At 74.2% G+C, this 19,950-nt stretch carries 18 protein-coding genes, 1 tRNA gene and 1 pseudogene; 6 read left to right on the top strand and 14 right to left on the bottom strand.

The annotated features are described in order from the left end of the window. Positions 1 to 51: 51 nt before the first annotated feature. Both MLUT_RS20920 and MLUT_RS20925 read left to right on the top strand, forming a co-directional pair. Positions 52 to 1,053, top strand: coding sequence for an aminotransferase class IV (locus tag MLUT_RS20920; protein WP_010080220.1), 1,002 nt, complete (start codon positions 52 to 54; stop codon positions 1,051 to 1,053). Between the two features lie 77 nt (positions 1,054 to 1,130). Further along, positions 1,131 to 1,409 carry a DUF4235 domain-containing protein gene (locus MLUT_RS20925; RefSeq protein ID WP_010080219.1) on the top strand — a complete coding sequence of 93 codons (279 nt, stop codon included), beginning with the start codon at positions 1,131 to 1,133 and terminating at the stop codon, positions 1,407 to 1,409. Between the two features lie 75 nt (positions 1,410 to 1,484). On the opposite strand, the gene mnhG is transcribed toward MLUT_RS20925, so the two are convergent. The 9 genes and pseudogenes from mnhG to MLUT_RS20970 all read right to left on the bottom strand — a co-directional run bounded on the left by mnhG (position 1,485) and on the right by MLUT_RS20970 (position 11,616). Next, positions 1,485 to 1,892, bottom strand: coding sequence for a monovalent cation/H(+) antiporter subunit G (mnhG, locus tag MLUT_RS20930; RefSeq protein WP_010080218.1), 408 nt, complete (start codon positions 1,890 to 1,892; stop codon positions 1,485 to 1,487). Further along, on the bottom strand, positions 1,889 to 2,227 hold the full coding sequence (locus MLUT_RS20935; RefSeq protein ID WP_010080217.1) for an MrpF/PhaF family protein: 339 nt from the start codon (positions 2,225 to 2,227) through the stop codon (positions 1,889 to 1,891). Before MLUT_RS20935 ends, mnhG begins: the two co-directional genes overlap by 4 nt. Next, on the bottom strand, positions 2,227 to 2,844 hold the full coding sequence (locus MLUT_RS20940; RefSeq protein WP_010080216.1) for a Na+/H+ antiporter subunit E: 618 nt from the start codon (positions 2,842 to 2,844) through the stop codon (positions 2,227 to 2,229). Before MLUT_RS20940 ends, MLUT_RS20935 begins: the two co-directional genes overlap by 1 nt. Continuing rightward, complete coding sequence (locus MLUT_RS20945; protein ID WP_010080215.1) at positions 2,831 to 4,462, bottom strand: Na+/H+ antiporter subunit D; 1,632 nt, start codon at positions 4,460 to 4,462, stop codon at positions 2,831 to 2,833. Before MLUT_RS20945 ends, MLUT_RS20940 begins: the two co-directional genes overlap by 14 nt. Further along, a complete protein-coding gene (locus tag MLUT_RS20950; RefSeq protein WP_010080214.1) occupies positions 4,459 to 5,019 on the bottom strand; it encodes an NADH-quinone oxidoreductase subunit K in 561 nt (186 codons plus the stop codon). Before MLUT_RS20950 ends, MLUT_RS20945 begins: the two co-directional genes overlap by 4 nt. Further along, entirely contained in the window at positions 5,016 to 8,114 is a 3,099-nt protein-coding gene (locus MLUT_RS20955; RefSeq protein ID WP_010080213.1) for a Na+/H+ antiporter subunit A, read from the bottom strand. Before MLUT_RS20955 ends, MLUT_RS20950 begins: the two co-directional genes overlap by 4 nt. 68 nt (positions 8,115 to 8,182) lie before the next feature. Next, positions 8,183 to 9,544 (bottom strand): annotated as a pseudogene (locus MLUT_RS20960) (MFS transporter); the annotation flags it as partial. Beyond that, the gene (dcd, locus tag MLUT_RS20965) at positions 9,502 to 10,083 is read right to left on the bottom strand and encodes a dCTP deaminase (RefSeq protein WP_010080211.1); all 582 of its coding nucleotides are present in this window, start codon (positions 10,081 to 10,083) and stop codon (positions 9,502 to 9,504) included. The pseudogene MLUT_RS20960 and the gene dcd, both read right to left, overlap by 43 nt. A gap of 3 nt (positions 10,084 to 10,086) precedes the next feature. After that, entirely contained in the window at positions 10,087 to 11,616 is a 1,530-nt protein-coding gene (locus MLUT_RS20970) for a hypothetical protein (protein ID WP_010080210.1), read from the bottom strand. A gap of 179 nt (positions 11,617 to 11,795) precedes the next feature. Here MLUT_RS20970 and MLUT_RS20975 point away from each other — a divergent pair, with 179 nt between their 5' ends. The 3 genes from MLUT_RS20975 (at position 11,796) to MLUT_RS20985 (ending at position 13,703) form a co-directional block, all read left to right on the top strand. Then, positions 11,796 to 12,275 (top strand): cation:proton antiporter regulatory subunit, encoded by a 480-nt coding sequence (locus tag MLUT_RS20975; RefSeq protein WP_010080209.1) that lies wholly within the window; start codon positions 11,796 to 11,798, stop codon positions 12,273 to 12,275. Positions 12,276 to 12,282: 7 nt separating this feature from the next. Beyond that, the gene (locus MLUT_RS20980; protein WP_010080208.1) at positions 12,283 to 13,530 is read left to right on the top strand and encodes a cation:proton antiporter; all 1,248 of its coding nucleotides are present in this window, start codon (positions 12,283 to 12,285) and stop codon (positions 13,528 to 13,530) included. A 99-nt stretch (positions 13,531 to 13,629) separates the two neighbouring features. Further along, positions 13,630 to 13,703 (top strand) — tRNA-Gly (locus MLUT_RS20985). A 167-nt stretch (positions 13,704 to 13,870) separates the two neighbouring features. On the opposite strand, the gene MLUT_RS20990 is transcribed toward MLUT_RS20985, so the two are convergent. Then, the gene (locus MLUT_RS20990; RefSeq protein ID WP_010080207.1) at positions 13,871 to 14,317 is read right to left on the bottom strand and encodes a DUF2087 domain-containing protein; all 447 of its coding nucleotides are present in this window, start codon (positions 14,315 to 14,317) and stop codon (positions 13,871 to 13,873) included. A 260-nt stretch (positions 14,318 to 14,577) separates the two neighbouring features. On the opposite strand from MLUT_RS20990, the gene MLUT_RS20995 reads away from it, so the two are divergent. After that, the gene (locus MLUT_RS20995) at positions 14,578 to 15,558 is read left to right on the top strand and encodes an AEC family transporter (protein WP_010080206.1); all 981 of its coding nucleotides are present in this window, start codon (positions 14,578 to 14,580) and stop codon (positions 15,556 to 15,558) included. A 58-nt stretch (positions 15,559 to 15,616) separates the two neighbouring features. Here the strand turns inward: MLUT_RS20995 and MLUT_RS21000 are convergent, their stop codons facing one another. The 4 genes from MLUT_RS21000 to MLUT_RS21015 form a co-directional block, all read right to left on the bottom strand. Next, positions 15,617 to 16,393, bottom strand: coding sequence for a diaminopimelate dehydrogenase (locus MLUT_RS21000; RefSeq protein WP_010080205.1), 777 nt, complete (start codon positions 16,391 to 16,393; stop codon positions 15,617 to 15,619). 216 nt (positions 16,394 to 16,609) lie between these two features. Beyond that, positions 16,610 to 17,203: a hypothetical protein gene (locus tag MLUT_RS21005; protein ID WP_010080204.1), complete on the bottom strand. Its 594-nt coding sequence runs from the start codon at positions 17,201 to 17,203 to the stop codon at positions 16,610 to 16,612. A gap of 124 nt (positions 17,204 to 17,327) precedes the next feature. Further along, positions 17,328 to 17,807: a flavodoxin domain-containing protein gene (locus tag MLUT_RS21010; RefSeq protein ID WP_010080203.1), complete on the bottom strand. Its 480-nt coding sequence runs from the start codon at positions 17,805 to 17,807 to the stop codon at positions 17,328 to 17,330. Between the two features lie 40 nt (positions 17,808 to 17,847). Next, complete coding sequence (locus MLUT_RS21015) at positions 17,848 to 19,947, bottom strand: NHL domain-containing thioredoxin family protein (RefSeq protein ID WP_012751077.1); 2,100 nt, start codon at positions 19,945 to 19,947, stop codon at positions 17,848 to 17,850. Positions 19,948 to 19,950 lie beyond the last annotated feature (3 nt).

Consider the following 19,950-nt stretch of genomic DNA (forward strand, 5'->3'; position numbering starts at 1 on the left):
ACGCCCGCCCCCGGCCCCGATCGGCCGGGGGCGGGCGTCTATCCTGGGCGGATGCGTCCCACCGCCTTCTCCCCCGCCGCCGGCTCGCCCGTCCTCGTCCTGCTCGAGACGGACGCGGACGGCGCCCCCGCCCCGCGGCTCGCGGACCCGGCCGTCCCGCACCTGAGCGTCACGGACCAGGGGGTCACGCGCGGCGACGGCATCTTCGAGACGGCGCTCGCCGTCGCCGACGGGCTCGGGACCCTGCGCATGCGCAAGCTCGGAGCCCACCTCGGCCGGCTGGCCGCGTCCGCCGCCGCCCTGCAGCTGGCCGCCCCCGAGGCGGCGGCGTGGGAGGCCGCCGTCGCGCTCGGCCTGCGGGCGTTCACCGAGGCCAACGACGTCGCCCCCGGGGACCGCCTCGCCGTGCGCCTGACCGTCACCCGCGGCCCGGACGCGGCCGCGGGCGGCGTGCCCGCGCCCACCGCGTGGGCGCTGCTGAGCCCGGCCCCGGCGATCCAGGACGAGGAGCGGCGGCGGGGGCTGCGGGTGCTGCTGCTGGACCGCGGCATCGACTCGCAGGCCCCCGAGCGCTCCCCGTGGCTGCTCACCGGCGCGAAGACCCTCTCCTACGCCGTGAACATGGCTGCCCTGCGCCACGCCCGCGACCACGGCGCCGACGACGTCGTCTTCACCAGCGCGGACGGCTACCTGCTCGAGGGCCCCACCTCCACGGTGCTGATCGTGCGCACCGGGGAGGACGGCGTCCGCCGCCTCCTCACCCCGCTGCGCCAGAAGGGCATCCTCGCCGGCACGTCGCAGGCCGTGATCTTCGCGGCCGCCCACGCGGACGGCTGGGAGCTCGGCTACGGCCCGCTCGTCCCGGCGGACCTCCAGGGCGCCGAGGGCGTCTGGCTCGTCTCCTCGGTGCGCGGCGTCCTGCCGGTGCGCGCCGTCGACGGCGTCGAGATCCCCGTGGACCACGAGCTCACCGGCATGCTGCAGGCCCATCTGGACGCCGACGGCGATCCCGGCCGGCACGTCAGCGGCGACCCGGTGCCCACCGCGGGCTAGGCTGGGGACCGGCCCGTCCGGCGTCGTCGGCCGCGGCCGCAACCGCACGTGAGATCTCCCACCACGGAAGGCGCACCATGAACACGCTCGCCCAGAAGGCCCTGTCCGCCGGCATCACGCTGGTCGGCGGCATCGTCGGCTCCCGCGTGGTCGCGGGCGGCTGGCGGCTCGTCACCGGCCACAGCGCCCCGGACGACGCGGCCGACGAGACGCTGCCCCTCGTCGAGGCCCTGTCCTTCGCGTTCATCTCCGCGGGCGTCGCGGCACTGCTGAAGGTCGCCGGCCAGCGCGGCGCCGGCGCCGCGATCCGCAAGGTGTCCGAGTCCACCGCGCACCGCGTGGACCACGAGGTCTGAGCCGCCCCGCCACCACGACGACGGCCGCCGTCCGGAGGGATCCGGACGGCGGCCGTCGTGCTGTGCGGGGTGGTGTCAGCGGCGCCCACGAGGCCGGGCGCCGACGCGGCGCGGCCCGGGGTCCGCCGGGGACTCGGCCCGACGGACGACGGCGGCCAACTCGTCCCGGTGCAGCAGCTCACGGCGGGCGTGCTTGGTGCGGTAGCCCGTGCGGCCCACCAGGTGGGAGGCCACCGGGGCCGTGACCATCTGGGTGACCCACGCCAGGAACAGCACGGGCAGCCACACCCACGACCGCCACACGATCCCCAGCCCGGCGAGCATGAGCAGCAGGCCGAGGACCTGCGGCTTGGCGGCGGCGTGCATGCGGGCCAGCAGGTCCGGGAGCACGAGCAGGCCCACGCCGGCCACCAGGGAGAAGAAGGCGCCGCTGACGAGCAGGAACGCGGCCAGCCAGTCCAGGAGCGTGGCGGTGTCGGTCATCGGCCCTCCTCCCCGCCCGGCACGTCCGTGGTGCCGGGCACGCGCGCCTGGTCCTCGAACGAGTGGTCCGGGCGCCGGTCCTCCGCGAAGCGCGCCACCGTCACCGAGCCGACGAAGCCGACGGCGGCGGCCAGCACCACGAGGACCACGTGGTGGGTGTGGCGGTGCACGGCCATCTCCAGGACGAGCATCCCGGAGAACACCACGAGCAGCACGTCCGTGGCGACCGCCCGGTCCAGCAGCGAGGGGCCGCGCACGATCCGGTAGAGCGCACCGACGGCGCCGACCACGAGCAGCGCCCCGCCGGCCCACGTGGCCAGGTCCATGGGGTCCATCAGGCCTCCTCCTTCGGGGGGCGGGCGGCGGGGGGCGCCGAACTCGGGAAGCGGCGGACCAGCTCGAGGTCCTCACGCGTGCCGACGGCGCGGATGATGCCCGCCTCCACGTCGAGGGCCTTGGCGCGGAAGCCCTCCACGTCCTCGTCCGTGGTCGCGTCGAGCACGTGCAGGTACAGGACGGAGCGGACCCGGTCCACGTCCAGCACGATCGAGCCCGGCACCAGGGCCAGGGCGTGGCTGACGAGCGTGATGATGAGGTCGTCGTGGCTGCGCAGCGGGACGCCCACGATCGAGCCGCGGGCGCGGCGGCCACGCAGCAGCACCGTCCCGGTCACGTTGACTGAGGCGCGCACGACGTCGACGAGGAACCGCACCGTGAACACGAGGGACCACCAGGGGTTCAGACGGCCGCTGAACGGGATGTCCGGCATCGGGAAGAGCCCGATGATCAGCAGCGCGAAGGCGAGGCCGGTCAGGGCCACGTGCGGAGCGAAGTCCTGCCACAGGGCGCACCACACGGCCACCATCACGAGGATCAGCGGCCACTGGGCCACGATGCCCCGGATCCGGTCGGGGCGCACCACGCCGCGGCGGGCGGAGTCACTTCCGGGCATCGTGCACCTCCGTCGGGTCGACGCTGAGGGTGGCCGCGGCCCGCTCGGCCGCGGCGTCGTCGAGCACCGCCGCGATGTAGGGCGAGCGGTCGAGCATGTCCGTGGCGGCCTCGTCGGCCAGGGCGAACAGCGGACCGGCGGCCACCGTGAACACCAGCGTCAGGCCCACGAGCGCCGTGGTGGGCAGCACGAGGCCCGGCTCGAGCGGGCGGGGGCGCTCGCCACGGGCGACGGCCCGCTCGTAGGCGGCCACGAGCTGGGCGGGCGGGTGCTCCACGTCCTCGACGCGGCGCCAGAACGCGCGGGTCCACACGCGCACCACCACGAGCAGGGTCAGCAGGGACACGAGCAGGGACACGCCCACCAGCGTGTAGGCCAGGGGCGTGGCCTGCTCGACGCCGCCGCGCAGCAGGCCGACCTTGCCGAGGAAGCCGGAGAACGGCGGGATGCCGCCGAGGTTGAGCGCGGGCACGAGGAACAGGACGCTCACGAACGGGGAGACCTTCGCCAGGGACCCGAGGCGGTCGATGTTCGCGGTGCCGGCGCGGTTCTCGATCAGACCCGTGACGAGGAAGAGCGCGGTCTGCACGGTGATGTGATGGGCCACGTAGTACACGGTGGCCGCCAGCCCCGCCTCCGTGGCCAGGCCCAGGCCGAAGATCATGTAGCCGATGTGGGAGACGAGGATGAAGGACAGGATGCGCTTGATGTCCGTCTGGGCCAGCGCGCCGAGGATGCCCACCACCATGGTCAGCGCGGCCACCACGAGCAGGAGCGCGTTGACGTGCTCCCCCGGGAAGAGCAGCGTCTCGGTGCGGATCATCGCGTACACGCCCACCTTGGTGAGCAGGCCCGCGAACACCGCGGTCACCGGGGCGGGCGCGGTGGGGTACGAGTCCGGCAGCCAGAAGGACAGCGGGAACACGGCCGCCTTGATGCCGAAGCCCACCAGGAGCAGCACGTGCAGGACCATCTGCACGTCGGTGGGCAGCTCGCCCAGCTTCACGGCCAGGTCCGCCATGTTCACGGTGCCGGTGGCCGCGTAGATCATCGCGATCGCGATCAGGAACACCACCGAGGAGAGCACGGAGACCACCACGTAGGTGATGCCCGCGCGGATGCGCTGGGCGGTGCCCCCCATGGTCAGCAGCACGTAGGAGGACGTCAGGAGGATCTCGAAGCCCACGTAGAGGTTGAACAGGTCGCCGGCGAGGAACGCGTTGGACACGCCCGCCACGAGGATCAGGAACGTGGGGTGGAAGATCGAGACCGGCCCACCCTCGTCCCGGTTGATCAGCCCCTGCGCCGAGGCGTACAGCAGCACCGCCAGGGTGACCAGCGCGGACACCACGAGCATGAGGGCCGAGAGCCGGTCCACCACGAGGGTGATGCCCAGCGGGGCCGGCCAGCCGCCGAGGTGGACGGCCGCGATCCCGGTGTCCCAGACCGCGGCCAGCAGCAGCGCGTCCAGCACGAGGGTGAGCACGAGCGCGGAGACCGTGACGGTGATCTGCGCGCGGGGGCGACGCACGAGCATGAAGGTCACGGCCGCGCCCAGCACGGGCAGCATGACGGCCAACGGGGCCAGGTCGGTCAGGGGGAGGGTGCCGATGCTCACGGGCGCGGCCCCCCGTCGGCGCGGTGGGCACGGACGGCGGACGCCGGGCCGGGACGGGCGGGCGGCGTAGGCGAGGCGTGGCGCACGTGGGGTCGGGACTCCGTGGCGTGCTCGTAGTGGGCGTTGGGGTCCGCGGCGTCGTCCAGGAACTCGGAGGACTCCTCCACGAGCTCCGCGTCGTCCTCCGCGTCCCAGGCGGGCATCCGGGCGATCTTGACGTCCTCCGCGTCCACCTCGACCTCGTCCTCGCGGATGAGCAGCCACGAGCGGTAGATCATGGCGGTCAGGAACGCGACCACGGCGAAGCCGATCACGATCGCGGTGAGGATCAGCGCCTGCGGCAGGGTGTCCGCGTACTCGTGCGGGTCCCGGCCGCGCACGAACAGCGGGGCCAGGCCGACGCCGCCGGAGGCGAGGAACAGCAGCATGATGGCGCCGTTGTTGATCAGCATGATCCCCAGCAGGATGCGGGTCAGGCTGCGCTCGAGCACCAGGTAGATCCCCCCGGCGAACATCACGCCCATCGCCAGGAGCAGGGCCAGGTCGACGGTCATCATCGGGCGGCCTCCGGGGCGTCGGGGGTGGACGGGGTGGGCATGCGCGGATGACGACGGCGGGCCGCGGCGCGCAGGCGGGCGCGGCGGGCCTCCTCGCCCCGGCGATCCACTTCGCCGCCGAGCGAGCGCAGCACGTCCATCACGAGGCCCACGACGACGAAGTACACGCCGATGTCGAACGCGGTGGCCGAGACGAGCTTGAGGGCGTCGCCGAACAGCGGCAGGTCGGTGAACTCCACCACATAGGACTGCAGGATCTGCCCGCCGAAGAAGAGCGGGGCGATCCCGGTGAGCGTGGCGATCGCCAGGCCCAGGCCGATCATGGGCCCGGCCGGGATCACGGAGGCCTCCTGCAGCTCGTACCGGCCGCCGGCGAGGAAGCGCAGCGTGAGGGCCAGGCCTGCGAGCAGGCCGCCGGCGAAGCCGCCGCCGGGGGTGTTGTGCCCGGCCAGCAGCAGGTAGACGGAGAGCAGCATCATGATCGGGAACATGAAGCGGGTGACGACCTCGAGGATGATCGAGCGCCGCTCGGGGGCCATCGTGTGGCCGGCCACGAGCCACTGGCCCTTGCGATCGTCCACAGCGAAGCTGCGCACGACGGACAGCTCGCGGGCCCCGAGCGAGGAGTCGGCGCCGAAGTCGCCGACGGAGCCGGGGGCGACGTCGTCGATGCTGCGGGTGCGCCCGTCGCGGTGCTGCAGGAAGATCAGGGAGGCCACGCCGGTGGCGGCGGCGGCCAGCACGGTGATCTCGCCCCACGTGTCCCACGCGCGGATGTCCACGAGGGTGACGTTCACGGCGTTGGCGCCGTAGCCGTCCGTGTAGGCGAGCTCCGGCATGGGCAGCGAGATGCGCTCGGCGGTGCGGGCGGCCAGCGCGGTGGCGGCGATCCACATCATGGTCAGCGCGAACCCGACGGCCACGGCCAGGCGGCCCAGCCGCCGTGAGCCGGTGCGGCGGTCGTACCAGTCCGGCGGCAGCACGCGCAGGCCCAGGATGAGGGTGACCAGGATGATGGTCTCCACGAGCACCTGGGTGATGGCGAGGTCCGGGGCGCCGCGCAGGGCGAACAGGGCGGCGGCGCCGTAGCCGGTCACGGACACCAGCATGATCGCCTTGAAGCGGCGGCGGGCGCGGACGGCGAACACGGTGGCCACGGCGATCATGAGGACGATGACCAGCTGCGCCGGGCTCTCTGCCCAGATGATGTCCCCGTCGAGGAACGCGGTGGCCAGGAGGCGGTCCTCCCGCCCGGCGGGGAACAGGAGGAAGGCGACGGGCAGGCCGGCCGCCGTCGTGAGGATGATGGCCAGGTAGCGGCGCAGCGAGCCGGTCTGGGTGCGGCCCGTGACCCACACGGCCGTCTCGTCCACGTAGCCGATGAGCCGGCGGTATCCGCGGGCGGCGTCCAGGGGGGACTCGGTGCGCTCCTGAAGCGCCTCGAACGGGCGGCGGGCAAGGGCGAGCAGCGCGCCGAGCACCCAGATCCCCGCGGAGAGGGCGAGGATGGGCGTCCAGCCGTGCCACAGGGCCAGGTAGGCCGGCTTCTCCGCCGGGTCCAGCGGCGGCAGGGAGCCCGTGTGGGCGGTGATGATCCCCTCCACCGGGCCGGGCAGGAAGGCGAGCACGAGGCCGACGAGCGCGAGCAGCGCGGCCGGGGCCAGCTCGAGGGTGGTGACGCGGGTGTGGAACTGCGTCTCCGGCACCGTCTCGCCCGCCTCGTCCCGCTTGACGGCGAAGCAGCCCCAGAGGAAGCGCCACGTGTAGGCGAAGGTGAGCACCGAGCCCAGGGCCATGACCACGAGCGGGCTCCAGGCCCACACGCCGCCGTGGGCGGCCCCGTGGGCGGCCAGCGACTCGAGCACGGACTCCTTGGCCACGAAGCCGAACAGCGGGGGCAGCCCGGCCATGGACAGCCCCGCCGCCACGGCGACGGCGGCCAGGACCGGATGGCGCCGCCCGATGCCGGAGAGCTTGCGCAGGTCGCGGGTGCCGGCCTCATGGTCGATGATGCCGACGATCATGAACAGCGGCGCCTTGAACACCGCGTGGGCCAGGAGCATGGCGAGCCCGGCCATCGCCGCGTCCCGGGTGCCCAGGCCGTTGGCCACCATGAGGAAGCCGAGCTGGGAGACCGTGCCGTAGGCGAGCACGAGCTTGACGTCTGTCTGCCGCAGGGCGCGCCAGCCGCCGAGCAGCAGGGTCCACAGACCCACGCCGATCACGAGGACCTGCCACATGGCGAGGCCGTGGAACTCCGGGGCCAGGCGGGCCACGAGGAAGACGCCGGCCTTCACCATGGCCGCCGCGTGCAGGTACGCGGACACGGGGGTCGGCGCGGCCATGGCGGCCGGCAGCCAGAAGTGGAACGGCGCCTGGGCGGACTTGGTCAGCGCACCGATCAGCACGAGGCCGACGGCGACCTCGAGCAGGACGCGCCCGCCGTCGTCCGCGAGGAGGCCGGGGGCCGCGGCCAGCACGCCGGAGATCCGCCAGGACCCGGCGAAGTGGGCCAGCATGATCAGGCCCGCGAGCATGGCCAGGCCGCCGAACGTGGTGACGATCAGGGCGGTGATGGCGGAGCGGCGGGCGAAGATGCGGTGGCCCGAGTAGCCGATCAGCAGGAAGGACAGGACGGACGTGATCTCCCAGAAGGTGTAGAGCACCATCAGGTCGTCCGTGGTGACGAGCCCGAACATCGCGCCGGCGAACGCCAGCAGCTGCCCGCCGAACACCGCGTTGCGCGGCTCGTGCTCCCGGAAGTAGCGGGCGCAGTAGGCCAGGACCAGCGCGCCGACTCCCAGCACGATCAGGGACATGAACGCGGCCAGCACGTCCATGCGGAACGCGAGCTCGATCTCGAGGTACGGCACCCACGGCACGGTGCGGTCCAGGTGCGCCGCCGAGGCCGGGACCGGCCGGCCGGCGTCGAGCGCCTCCTGCAGCGCGAACACGTGCGGCAGCTGGGTGAGCAGCCAGACGAAGCCCGCCGCGGGGGCGGCGGCGAGCAGATAGAACCCCTGACGTCCCGTCCACCGGAAGATCACCGGGGCGGCGAGCGCGACGACGAAGAGCGCGGTCAGGATGACGAGCATGCGGTCCCTTCGTCAGGCACGGGCGGGGGTACGGTCCAGCCTAGCGGAGGGATGCGCCCCACCCGGGGTCAGCGGACCGATTCCGCGCTCCGCGTGATCGGCTCCGTGACCCGGGCGAACAGCAGCCCACCGGCCACGAGCACGACGGCGATCACGGGGATGACCACCCGGTTGTCCGGGTGCAGGGCGAGCGCGAGCGTCACGAGCGCGGGCGTGATGAACCCGACCGCGCGGCCCGTGGTGGCGTACAGCCCGAACACCTCGCCGGCCGTCCGCGGCGTGGTGAGCCGGCCCAGGAACGCGCGCGAGGCCGACTGCACCGGGCCCACGAACAGGCACAGCGCCAGCCCGCCGACCCAGAACGCGAGGGTGCCCGAGGCGAAGAACAGCGCCCCGGCCACGAGGACCATGGCGGCCAGCGAGCCGAGGATCACCCGGCGCGGACCGACCGCGTCGTCGAGCCGCCCGCCCACGAAGGCGCCCAGGGCGGCCACCACGTTGGCCGCGATCGCGAACAGGATCACGTCCGAGGCCGCGAGGCCGTAGACCGTGGTGCCCAGGATGGCGCCGTAGACGAAGACCGCCCCGACGCCGTCGCGGAACACCGCCGAGGAGAGCAGGAACCACAGGGTGTTGCGGTCCTCGCGCCACATCCGCGCCAGCGTGGACCCCAGCGCACGGTACGAGGCCGCCAGGGACTCCCGCCGCGGGCCGCCGCCGGGGGACGGCGCGGGCGCCGGGTCCGGCACGGCCACCAGCACCGGGATCGCGAACACCAGGAACCACGCCGCGGCCACCAGCGCCACGACCCGGATGTTCAGCCCCTCGTCCTCCGTGATCCCGAACCAGTGCGCGTCCCCCGAGACGAAGCCCACGAACACGATCAGCAGCAGCAGGATCCCGCCGAGGTAGCCCGCTCCCCAGCCGATCCCCGAGATCCGGCCGATCGTGGCCGGCGTCGAGATCTGCACGAGGATCGCGTTGACCTGCACCTCCGCGAACTCGAAGAACACGGTGCCCAGGGCGATCAGGGTGACGCCCAGCAGTAGGGAGGACTCCCGGGGCGTGACGAAGAAGCACGCCGCGGTGCACGCGATCACCGCCGCCGTCATCACCCCCAGCCAGAGGCGGCGCCGGCCCGCGCCGTCCGCGCGCCGGCCCATCACGGGCGCGGTCAGGGCGATCACGACGCCGGCGATCGCCAGGGCCGTGGACAGCCACGCCGTGCCCCGCTCGTCCGGCCCGAACGCGTCCGAGGCCAGGTAGGTGCCGAACACGAAGGTGACCATGACCGCGTTGAACGCGGCCGAGCCCCAGTCCCACAGCGCCCACGCGGCCACCTGGCGGCGCGGGGCGGCGGAGGCGACCGGCGGGAGCGCGACGTCGGTCATCGTTCGATGCGGGTGAGGTGGAAGTCGCGGTGCGCCCGGGAGGCCGTGGGCCCGCGCTGACCCTGGTACCGGTTCTGGTTGGCCCCGGTGCCGTACGGCGACTGGGCCGACGAGGAGAGCCGGAAGAAGCACAGCTGGCCGATCTTCATCCCCGGCCACAGCGTGATGGGCAGCGTGGCCACGTTGGACAGCTCGAGCGTGACGTGCCCGGAGAACCCGGGGTCGATGAACCCGGCGGTCGAGTGCGTCAGCAGGCCCAGCCGCCCCAGCGAGGACTTGCCCTCGAGGCGGGCGGCGAGGTCGTCCGGCAGCGTGACCTGCTCATAGGTGGAGCCGAGCACGAACTCCCCCGGATGCAGGATGAAGGCCTCGTCCGGGTCCACCTCCACCAGCCGGGTCAGCTCGTCCTGCTCCTGGCGCGGGTCGATGTGCGCGTACCGGTGGTTGTCGAAGAGCCGGAAGAACCGGTCCAGGCGCACGTCCACGGACGCGGGCTGGACCATCGTCGGGTCGAGGGGGTCCAGGCCCACGCGCCCGGAGTCGAGCTCGGCGCGGATGTCACGGTCGGAGAGCAGCACGGCTCAGTCCATTCGCACGACGACGGCCAGCGGGGTGCGCTCGCGGCCCTGGCCCAGCGGGTTGTCCGCGAAGGCGGCCTCGAGGACGGCGGCCGACGCGGCGGTGTCCTTGCCGAGGGCGTTGCGGCCGATGTCGTTGGCATCCATCACGACGGTGCCGGCGAAGGATGCCTTCGCCCAGGCCGGGATGTCCGCCGCCCGGATCATCGCCGAGACCTCGGCGGCCACCCGGTCCGGCTCGGCCGGGGGCAGCTTGGCGGAGACGTTGGCCGGGAACGTGGAGTAGGTGGTGGGCCCGTCGATCGCGCGGACGTTGCCGCCCACCACGTTGTAGAACACACCGCGTTTGCCGGCGACCTTGCCGGCGGCGCCGGCGGCCGCGGAGAGCACGATGCGCGGCAGGCCGGCCTCCTGGATGGCCAGCTGCATGGTGGTGGGGTCGCCCAGGCCGATGCCCGCGGGCGTACGGGTGACCAGCCGGGAGAGGACGCGGGCGGCCACGGAGGGGCGGACCTCCCAGGTGTAGTAGGAGCGGCCCTGGGTGATGGCCACGATCTTCTCGGACACGGAGAAGTGCCACGGGGCGTCCTGCGGCATCGCGTCCGCGGGCAGGTCGCGGAAGAAGTCCTCGATCTCGCCGCGCAGGTAGGCCTGCAGCTCCGTGTCCCGGTCCACCAGGCCGGTCTGCACCGGGAAGCGGCGGTAGCGGCGGCCGTCCTCGGCGGAGACCAGGTCGAGCTCCTTGCCCGGGTTCGGCTCGTGGTCCGGCTTGGCCGGCGCCGGGGCGCCCGCGGCCTCGTCGACCGCGGCGACGGGGCTGGCCGGGGCGGCATCGGGGTCCACGGCGTCGCGCAGCCACAGCTCGAGGTTCAGCAGACGCCAGAAGCGCTCGGGGTCGTGCCGGCGCGGATGGGCGAGGAAGTCCTCGAACAGCGCGCGGACGGTGGGCGCGTCGGCGTACGGGCGGGCGGCGAACGAATCGGAGGCGAACACCTCCCGGACCGGCTCGCGCAGGGCGAGCAGCAGGCCGGCCGCGGCGGCGTCGTCCGCGAGACGGGCCGGCGGGAGGACGGCGTCCACGAGGCCGGCGAGACGACCGCGCGGCACGCCGCGCTCGGCCGGGCGCTCGGCCGCGTGGGCGTCGACGAAGGCGGAGTTCAGCAGCGCCTCGACGGGCACGTCGGCGCGCTCGCGGGAGTCGGCCAGGCGGGCGACGACGTCGCGGCGGGTCGCGGTCAGGGTGCGCCCGGCGCCGCGCAGACCACGGGACGCGCCGGCGGACGGCGGCGTCGGGGCGGGGCGGCCGCGCATGTGCGCGGTCGAGGCCAGGGGGCCGCCGTGGGCGCGGATCGCGGCGCGGACCGACTCGAGGCCGGCGACCGGGGACGGCGTCGCGGCGGGGGCCAGCGGTGCGGGCCGGGGACCGCCGACGAGGAAGGGGCGGTCCGCCTCCCCGAACGCGAGGTAGCGGTACACCGCCGTGTCGTCGGGGCGGGCGGGGACCTGGGCCGCGTCGGCCGCGGTGTCGCGCATGGGACGTCCTTCCGGGACGGGGGCTGCCGGACGCGTCCGGCCGCGGCCGGGCGCGGTTCGGACTCTACCAGCGGCCCCTGGCGCACTTTCGTTCGGGAAACGGCGGCCCCTGGAGCGCTTTCGTTCGGGAAACGGCGGCCATGACGTCGACGACGCGGCCGCGACCTAAGATGTGCGGCATGAGCCTCCACGAGACCTCCCTGCCGGGCATCGGCGTGCGCCGCGAGCTGGCCCTCGCCGACGGCCGCCGCATCGGCGTGGTCACCCACCGCGACGGCCAGACCGAGCTGATCCTCTCCGACGCCGAGGACCCGGACGCCTGCGCGATTTCGCTCCCCCTGACCCTTGAGGAGGCGTCCGCCCTGGGCGCGCTCCTGTCCGGGCCGCGACTGGTCTCCCAGCTCCAGGAGGAGCACGCGGACCTGCCCGGCATCACCACCCGCCAGCTGATCCTGCCGTCCGACTCCCCGTACGCGGGCGAGGTGCTCGGGGCGACCCGCATGCGCACGCGCACCGGCGTCTCGATCGTCGCCGTCGTCCGCGCCGGCGTCACCCACGCCTCCCCCGCCCCGGCCATGCTCCTCGAGGGCGGCGACCTGCTCGTGGTGGTCGGCACCGGCGAGGGCGTCCGGAAGGCCGAGCGGCTGCTGGCCGCCTGAGGCCCCCGTGGACACCACGCTGATCGCCCTGGTCGAGCTCGGGGCCGTGCTGCTGCTGCTCGGCGCCCTCGGTCGGTTCGCCGGGAAGATCGGCATGTCCCCGGTCCCGCTGTACCTGCTGGGCGGGCTCATGGTCGGCGTCGGCGGGCTGCTGTTCACCCGCGTCGACGCCGCCGGTGTCGCGCACAACCCCATGGAGCCCATCGAGGAGTTCAGCCGACTGGCCGCCGAGATCGGCGTCGTGCTCCTGCTGCTCATGCTCGGCGTGGAGTACTCGGCCCGTGAGCTCGTCGGCGGGCTGCGCGGCTCCTGGCGGGCCGGTGTGCTGGACATCGTCCTGAACTTCACCCCCGGAGCGGTGGCCGGGCTGCTGCTCGGCTGGGGGCCGGTGGGTGCCCTCGTGCTGGGCGGCATCACCTACATCTCCTCCTCCGGCATCATCGCGAAGGTCCTCAGCGACCTCGGCCGCGTCGGCAACCGCGAGACCCCCGTGCTGCTGTCCGTGCTCGTGTTCGAGGACCTGGCCATGGCGGTCTACCTGCCCGTGATGACGGCGCTCGCGGCGGGCACCGCCTTTGTCTCCGGTCTGAAGGCGGCGGGCGTCGCGCTCGTCGTCGTCGCCCTCGTGCTGGGGGTGGCGGTGCGGTACGGTCCCCAGATCTCGCGGCTGCTGCACTCGGACGAGCAGGAGAACTTCCTGCTCACGGTGCTGGGGCTGGCGCTCGTCGTCGCAGGCGTGGCCGGGGCGCTGCAGGTCTCGGCGGGTGTGGGCGCGTTCCTGCTGGGCATCGCGATCTCCGGAGCGGCCGCCAAACAGGCCCGCGCCGTGCTCGAGCCGCTGCGCGACCTCTTCGCCGCCCTGTTCTTCGTGCTGTTCGGCATGAGCGTGGATCCGCGCACCCTGCCGCCCGTGCTGCTGGCCGCGCTGGCCCTGGCCCTCGTCACGGCCGCCACGAAGGTGGCCACGGGCTACCTCGCCGCGCGCGGGGCGGGGATCGGCGTGGCCGGCCGCTGGCGCGCGGGGGCGGCCCTGACGATCCGCGGGGAGTTCTCCATCGTGATCGCCGGGCTCGCCGCGTCGGCGGGTGGCGTGCCACCGGAGATGACCGCGTTCGCGACGGCCTATGTGCTCGCCCTGGCGGTCGCCGGGCCGGTGCTCATGCGGTACGCGGACGCGTTCGGTCGCTCGCGCGTCCGGGCGGCGACGCGGCGGGTGCGGTCGCGCGAGGTCGGCGCGGCGGACCCGGTGCACTGACGTACGGGTCCGCGGGGCTCGATGACGACGCGGGGCCGGTGCACCGGCCGGGCTGGTGTATCGTGGTGCCCGCGCCGCAGGCGGAAACCGAGCGGTTGCGCGGGCGTAGCTCAATGGTAGAGCGCTTGCTTCCCAAGCAAGATACGCGGGTTCGATTCCCGTCGCCCGCTCCACACCACGACGACGGCCCCGGGCCCCTCACGCGAGGGACCCGGGGCCGTGTCGGTCCACGCCGTCCCGCCACGGCCGCACCGGGAACGCGAGACGTCGGAATGCGGCCACATTCACGCGTCAGAACGACCGCTGGCGTTCCAGGTCGACGTGCGGGGTCCCGCTCCCCTCAACGGCCCGCGTGGATCTCGCGCAGCCGGCGTTCCAGGTCGACCGGCAGGTCCGCGGCGAAGCGCGGGTCGAGGTCTGGCCCGGCGTCCGCCAACCGGTAGACACCGTCGGCGCGGTCGAGGAACCCGTAGTCCACGAGTTCGCGACGCAGCGTGGCCACGTCCTCGTGGGCGGGGCGCAGCAGGTCGTTGACCTCAGCCTCCGCGTAGGCGCGGCCCGCTCTGAAGCGACGCAGCAGCTCGAGAAGGACGGCCACCCGCGGCCTGCGACGCGCGGGGATGGAGCGCAGCCGGTCCCCGTCGAAGAAGCGGGCGAGCACGGTCGCGTGGTAGCGCTCGGCGGACTGCCACTCCTCGGCGAGGGCCGCCGCCGCGGCGGTGTACCGCTCACCGGTGACGGCCATGCGGGCGCGGATCAGGGTCTTGAGGTCGGACTGACGGGTCATGGTGCATCCTCGCCGGCGCGCTCCCGGCCATGCCGCGCCGCGGGTCGGGGACGACGTCCGTCGCGTGCGGGTGGGCCCGAGGATCCGCTCCCCTTCGCGCCGGGCCGCCGGGCCCTGCCGCGCGGGGCCGGGCCGCGTGGCGCGCTCGGCGGTGGGCGCCGCCGTCGTGATCCAGGCTAGCCCACGCCCGCGGCGTAGGATCGCGCCATGCCCCTGACCCCGCCGCGGACCGCCCCACCCCGACCCGTGGAGGCCCGTCCGTGACTCAGGTGCTCTCCGGCTTCGCGGTCGTGTGGGTGATCATCCTCGTGGGCGTCCTGGTGGGGCGCACGGGGGTGCTCGGCGAGCACGGCCGCACCGTGCTCTCCCGCGCGGCGTTCTTCATCGGCAACCCGGCCCTGCTGTTCGTCACGCTCTCCCGCGCGGACGTGGGCGCGGTGCTGGGCCCCCAGCTGTGGGTGGCCACGCTGTCCGCGTTCGCGGCGGCCGCGCTGTACCTCGCGGTGACGGTCCCGCTGCTGAAGGGCAGGTCGGCCTCGGAGCGGATCATGTCCGCACTCAGCGCCTCGCTCGTGAACTCGGCGAACCTCGGCATCCCCATCGCGGCCTACGTCCTCGGCGACGCCGCCCTGGCCGCCCCGGCGCTCATCTTCCAGCTGGCGATCTACACGCCTGTCTATGTCGCAGCGATGGACGCCGCCACCGCGCGCGAGGCCCGGCGACGCACGACGGCGGGCCGGCGTCGTGCGGTGCGCCGCTCCCCCGGCCGCGCCGCGGCCGACCAGGTCCGCCACACGGTCACCAACCCCCTGATCCTGGGCTCGGTGGCCGGCCTGGTGTTCTCTTTCACCGGCTGGTCGTTGCCGGGCCCCCTCATGGAGTCCGTGGAGCTCATCGGCGGGCTGTCCATCCCGGCGATGCTCCTGGCGTTCGGCATGTCCCTGGTCGGCTCGCGGCCGCTCGAGCGGGCCGGCGGGCGACGCGCGGACGTGCTGATCGCCTCGGCGGTGAAGCTGGTGGTGCATCCGCTGCTGGCCTGGCTGCTCGCGCAGTTCGTGTTCGGCCTGGATGCGCGGCACGTGTTCGTCGCCGTCGTCCTGGCCTCCCTGCCCACCGCACAGAACGTGTTCGTCACGGCCGTGCGCTACGACACGGGCCTGCGCGTCTCGAAGGACACGATCCTGGTCACCACGATCGTCGCGATCCCGGCGATGATCGCCGTCGCCCTGCTGTTGGCCTGAGGCCGACGACGACGGCGGCGCCCGGCCCGGTGCCACGCGCCGGACGCCTCACCGCGGCTCAGACGTCCCGACGGATCAGCTCGTCCAGCCCCGTGGGCGAGAGCAGGTACGGGGCGACCTCGGGCACGGTGCGCGCCCCCATCTCCCCCAGGGCCTTCGGGCGCGCGGCGGCGCGGCCGTAGGCGACCTGTGCGGCGGCGGTGGAGTCGGGGGTGGACTCCAGCTCCAGCACGAACTCGACCGCGCTGCGCGAGCCGCCGAGGTCGCCCGAGGTGACGACGTGGCACTCACGCACGTACGGCATGCCCTGGTGGTCGCGCTCGAACTCCTCCTCGGAGATGAAGTGCACGGTGGTCTCGTACGGGGCGAAGTAGTCGGGCATCGTGGTGATGGCCGCGTGGTCGGCCTCGTCGGCCACGACATAGCACTCACGCACGTGCGCGGAGGCGCCGGTGATCTCGGCGCCCCGGCCGGCGCGGGCCTCGGCGATCGCCTCCTCGCTGGGGATCGTGTACTGCACGCCGCGCCGGACGCCGGGGACCCGCCGGACGGCGTCGGAGTGGCCCTGCGAGAGGCCCTTGCCCCAGAACGTGTTCTGCTGCGGCTGCGGGAACAGCGCCGCGCCCAGCACCCGGTTCACCGAGAACAGGCCCGGGTCCCAGCCGGTGGAGATCATCGCCACGTGCCCGCCCTCCCGGGCCGCGGGGTCCATCTCGGCGCGGTGCCGCGGGATGAGCTGGTGGTTGTCGTCGGTGTCCACGGTGGTGAAGTGCCGCGCGTAGCCGGCCGCCTGCTCGGGGATGTCGGTGGCGCTGCCGAGGCAGAGGAACAGCACGTCGATCTCCCCGCCGTGCTCGGCGGCTCACTCCGCCGGGAGCACGGGCGTGTCCGTGTCCAGGCCGGTGCGAGAAGATGCCCACCAGCTCCATGTCCGGCTGGAGCTTCACGAGCTTCTCCACACTGCGGCCGAGGTTCCCGTATCCGACGATGCCGGCGCGGATGGTCATGTCCGTCCTCCTGGCGGGGTCGTGGTCAGGTCGGTCCCGCCAGGCTAGGCCCGGCGCCGCGGGGCGCCGAGTCCGCCCGCCGGACCGCGCAGCAGGAGCACGACGACGGCGACCAGCCCCGCCGACGCCAGCACGCTGACCACGTAGATCGGCCAGGCCCACGGGCTGTGGTCGCCCCCGCCGATGCCGTAGGTGTCCGCGAGCGCCATGCCCGGCCCGAACGAGGCCATGAAGTAGGCCGGGGACGCGGCGATGAGCGAGGCGAGGCCCAGGACGAGGACCGCCAGGGGGTCGACTTCCTCGCGACGCCACGTGAGGAACCACAGGATCGCGGCCACACCGAACCCGGCGGCCAGGATCACGACCGGGAGGACGAAGGGGACGCCGAGCTGGCCCGCCGCGCTCAGGTCCGCGTAGATCCTCCCGAGGCCGCGGTCGCCGGGCGCGGCGGCCAACGGGTTGAGGACGAACACCTGCAGGGCCGCGAGCGCCGCGACGGCCGCGACGACGCCCGGGACCACCGCACCCGCGGCGAGCCGCACCCAGCCGGGCCGGTCGGGCAGGGCGAGGGGCGCCGTCGTCGGGCGGGGCCGGGCGGGGCGGGAGGACGCGGCGAGGCGACGGGCGGAAGGGGACATGCGGCCAGGCTAACCGCTCGCCTCCGCTGCGGACACGAGAGCCTCCGGCGCCGTTTCGTCAACGAAAGCGTCTGCGGAGGCTCCCCCGCCCCCGCCGTCTCGTCGACGACAGCGGCGGGTGAGGTCAGCGCACGCCGGCGCCGGAGAGGGTCTTGGCCCAGGCCTCGATGGCGTCCCAGTCGCGGAAGTCGCCGTAGTGCTCGTTGCGGGAGAGCTTGAGCTTGAGCTTCTCCAGCCGGCCCAGGCGCTCCTCGACGAGCGCCCCGCGGAAGTACGCCACCTCGCGCGGGCCGTAGGACTCGAGCTTCTCCCGCACCGGCCGGGCCAGCTCGGGCGCGCCGCCCGAGGCCAGGATCACGAGCGGCAGGTCCGCCAGCTCGGCCCGACGGGTGTTGAGGAACGTCCGGGCGTCGGTGGCGAGCGAACCCGTGTAGACCGGGGCCGCGACGATCACCGCGTCCGCCGTGGCCAGCCACGCGGCGGCGCCCTCGACGTCCTCCACCACGGTCGGGACGGCCTGCGACGTGCGCAGCACCTCCGCGACCCGCTCGGCGATCTCGCGCGTGGATCCGTGGGCGGACGAGGTGACGATGAGCGTGGTCATGGTGGGGCGCAGCCTTCGGGGTCGGGGGCGGACGACGCGCTCAGTGTATCCCGCGCAGGTCCAGGTCCAGGTGGGTCTCGGCGCCCTCCGGGGCCCGGTCCGGGGTGTGCACCGTGACCGGGATGCCCCAGTCCTGCTGGTACAGGTGGCAGGCGGCGTGGTCGGGGATCGGCTGCCCCTTCTCCCCGTCGCAGGCGGCGGCCCGGGCGGTGATGTGCAGGACGCCCTCCTCGACCTCGGGGTTCAGCCGCAGCGTCCGGTGCAGCCCCGTGGACGTGCCGGCGCCCTCGAGCAGCAGCTCCTCCGGGGAGGAGGAGATCTTCAGCTGCGTGGGGTCGCCCCAGCGGTCGTCCAGCTTCTGCCCCGTGGGCGCGGCGAAGCCGATCGTCAGGTCCAGGTCCCCGGCCACCACTGGGGTGCGGGGACGCTGCGTCTGCCGCGCGCCCTCGTCCACGGTGAGGAACTCCTCCGGCACCGCCAGCCGCGTGAGCCGGTGGGCGTTGGACTCGACCACCACGATCGCGGTGTCGTTCCCGTCCGCGTCGTGCTCCACGAGCACGTCCGAGGGCTCGAGCAGCCCGCGTGCCACCGTGCTCACCGTGGCCGGGACCGCCCGGCCCGCGGCGTCCTCGCCGGCCGGGGCGTACCGGCGGATCGCGCCGTTGTACGTGTCCGCGATCAGCACGGAGCCGTCCGGCAGGGCCGTGACGCCCAGCGCGTGCTGCAGGCGCGCGCGGTCCGCCTCCCCGTCCACGTGGCCGAAGTCGAACAGGCCCGCCCCGACGGCAGTCCCGACCTCGCGGCGCCCGTCCTCCCCGGTCCGCACCCAGCGCACCGCGGAGGTCTCCGAGTCCGCGACCCACAGCGCGCCGTCCGCGCCCACGGACAGCCCCGAGGGCTGCGCGAACCAGGCCCGTCCGGCGTCGCCGTCCAGCAGGCCCTCGAGCGCCGTGCCCGCGTGCACCGCGAGCGCGCCCGTCACGGGGTCGAAGTCGAAGAGCTGGTGCGTGCCGGCCATCGCGATCACCACACGCCCCAGGGCGGGGTGCCACACGACGTCCCACGGGGAGGACAGCGAGATCGCGGTCGGCTCCCCGGGCAGGTCCGCGAGGTCGACGGCGACGTCGCCCTCGTCGTCGACGGCGGCGGCCTCCTTGGCGCGCTCGGAGTCGATGAGCTTCTGCACGCCGTTGCCGGCGAGGGTGCTCACGTAGCCGTCCGACAGGCGCAGGCCCCGCAGCCGGTGGTTGACGGAGTCCGCCACGACCACGTCGTAGCCGACGCGCTCCGCGACGTCCTCGGGCAGCAGCGCCAGGCCCTGGGGCTCGTGGAACAGCGCCTCGTCCGGCCCGCCGTCCGCGTGGCCCTTCTCCCCGGGCGTGGGGAATGCGAGCTCGGCCTGGCCCGCGTCCGCCGTGGCGGGGTCCCCGCCGCCGAACGCGCGGAGCACCGTGGTCAGGTCCTCGGCGACCTCCAGGAGGCGGTGGTGGCCGGTGTCCGAGACGAGGAACGAGCCCGGGCGGGAGCCGCGGCCGCCGAGCGACACGGCCTTGCCGGGGAACGACAGGTCCCGGGCCACGGGCGCGGGCGGGACGTAGGGGCCGGAGCCGCGGTGCAGCGTGCCCTTGGCCTCGTGCTCGGCCACGAGCTCGCGCACGAGCCCGTAGAGCCCGGCCACGTGCCCCTCGCCGGACAGGTGCGCGGCGATGTAGCCCTCCGGGTCCACCACCACGAGGGTGGGCCACGCGCGCGCCGAGTACGCCTGCCACGTGGTCAGCTCGGGGTCGTCCAGCACGGGGTGCTCGATGGCGTAGCGCTCGACGGCGGCCGCGAGCGCGTCCGGGTCCGCCTCGTGCTCGAACTTGGGCGAGTGCACGCCCACCGTGACGAGCACGTCCGCGAACTCCTCCTCGAGCGGGCGCAGCTCGTCCAGGACGTGCAGGCAGTTGATGCAGCAGAACGTCCAGAAGTCGAGGAGGACGACCTTGCCGCGCAGGTCCTCGAGGGTCACCTGTTCGCCGCCGGTGTTCAGCCAGCCGCGGCCCACGAGCTCGGACGCGCGCACCCGGGTGGCCCCGCGCGGCACGGCGGCAGGGGCGTCAGCGGACGGGGCGGGGTTCGGGGTCTGCGGGGCGGTCATGTC

This window comes from Micrococcus luteus NCTC 2665 (assembly GCF_000023205.1).
GTDB lineage: Bacteria > Actinomycetota > Actinomycetes > Actinomycetales > Micrococcaceae > Micrococcus > Micrococcus luteus.

Coding starts and splice junctions, on each gene's coding strand:
- MLUT_RS20920 (WP_010080220.1), top strand. CDS start 52: ATGCGTCCCACCGCCTTCTCCCCCGCCGCCGGCTCGCCCGTCCTCGTC.
- MLUT_RS20925 (WP_010080219.1), top strand. CDS start 1,131: ATGAACACGCTCGCCCAGAAGGCCCTGTCCGCCGGCATCACGCTGGTC.
- mnhG (WP_010080218.1), bottom strand. CDS start 1,892: ATGACCGACACCGCCACGCTCCTGGACTGGCTGGCCGCGTTCCTGCTC.
- MLUT_RS20935 (WP_010080217.1), bottom strand. CDS start 2,227: ATGGACCCCATGGACCTGGCCACGTGGGCCGGCGGGGCGCTGCTCGTG.
- MLUT_RS20940 (WP_010080216.1), bottom strand. CDS start 2,844: ATGCCCGGAAGTGACTCCGCCCGCCGCGGCGTGGTGCGCCCCGACCGG.
- MLUT_RS20950 (WP_010080214.1), bottom strand. CDS start 5,019: ATGATGACCGTCGACCTGGCCCTGCTCCTGGCGATGGGCGTGATGTTC.
- MLUT_RS20955 (WP_010080213.1), bottom strand. CDS start 8,114: ATGCTCGTCATCCTGACCGCGCTCTTCGTCGTCGCGCTCGCCGCCCCG.
- MLUT_RS20970 (WP_010080210.1), bottom strand. CDS start 11,616: ATGCGCGACACCGCGGCCGACGCGGCCCAGGTCCCCGCCCGCCCCGAC.
- MLUT_RS20975 (WP_010080209.1), top strand. CDS start 11,796: ATGAGCCTCCACGAGACCTCCCTGCCGGGCATCGGCGTGCGCCGCGAG.
- MLUT_RS20990 (WP_010080207.1), bottom strand. CDS start 14,317: ATGACCCGTCAGTCCGACCTCAAGACCCTGATCCGCGCCCGCATGGCC.
- MLUT_RS21005 (WP_010080204.1), bottom strand. CDS start 17,203: ATGTCCCCTTCCGCCCGTCGCCTCGCCGCGTCCTCCCGCCCCGCCCGG.
- MLUT_RS21010 (WP_010080203.1), bottom strand. CDS start 17,807: ATGACCACGCTCATCGTCACCTCGTCCGCCCACGGATCCACGCGCGAG.
- MLUT_RS21015 (WP_012751077.1), bottom strand. CDS start 19,947: ATGACCGCCCCGCAGACCCCGAACCCCGCCCCGTCCGCTGACGCCCCT.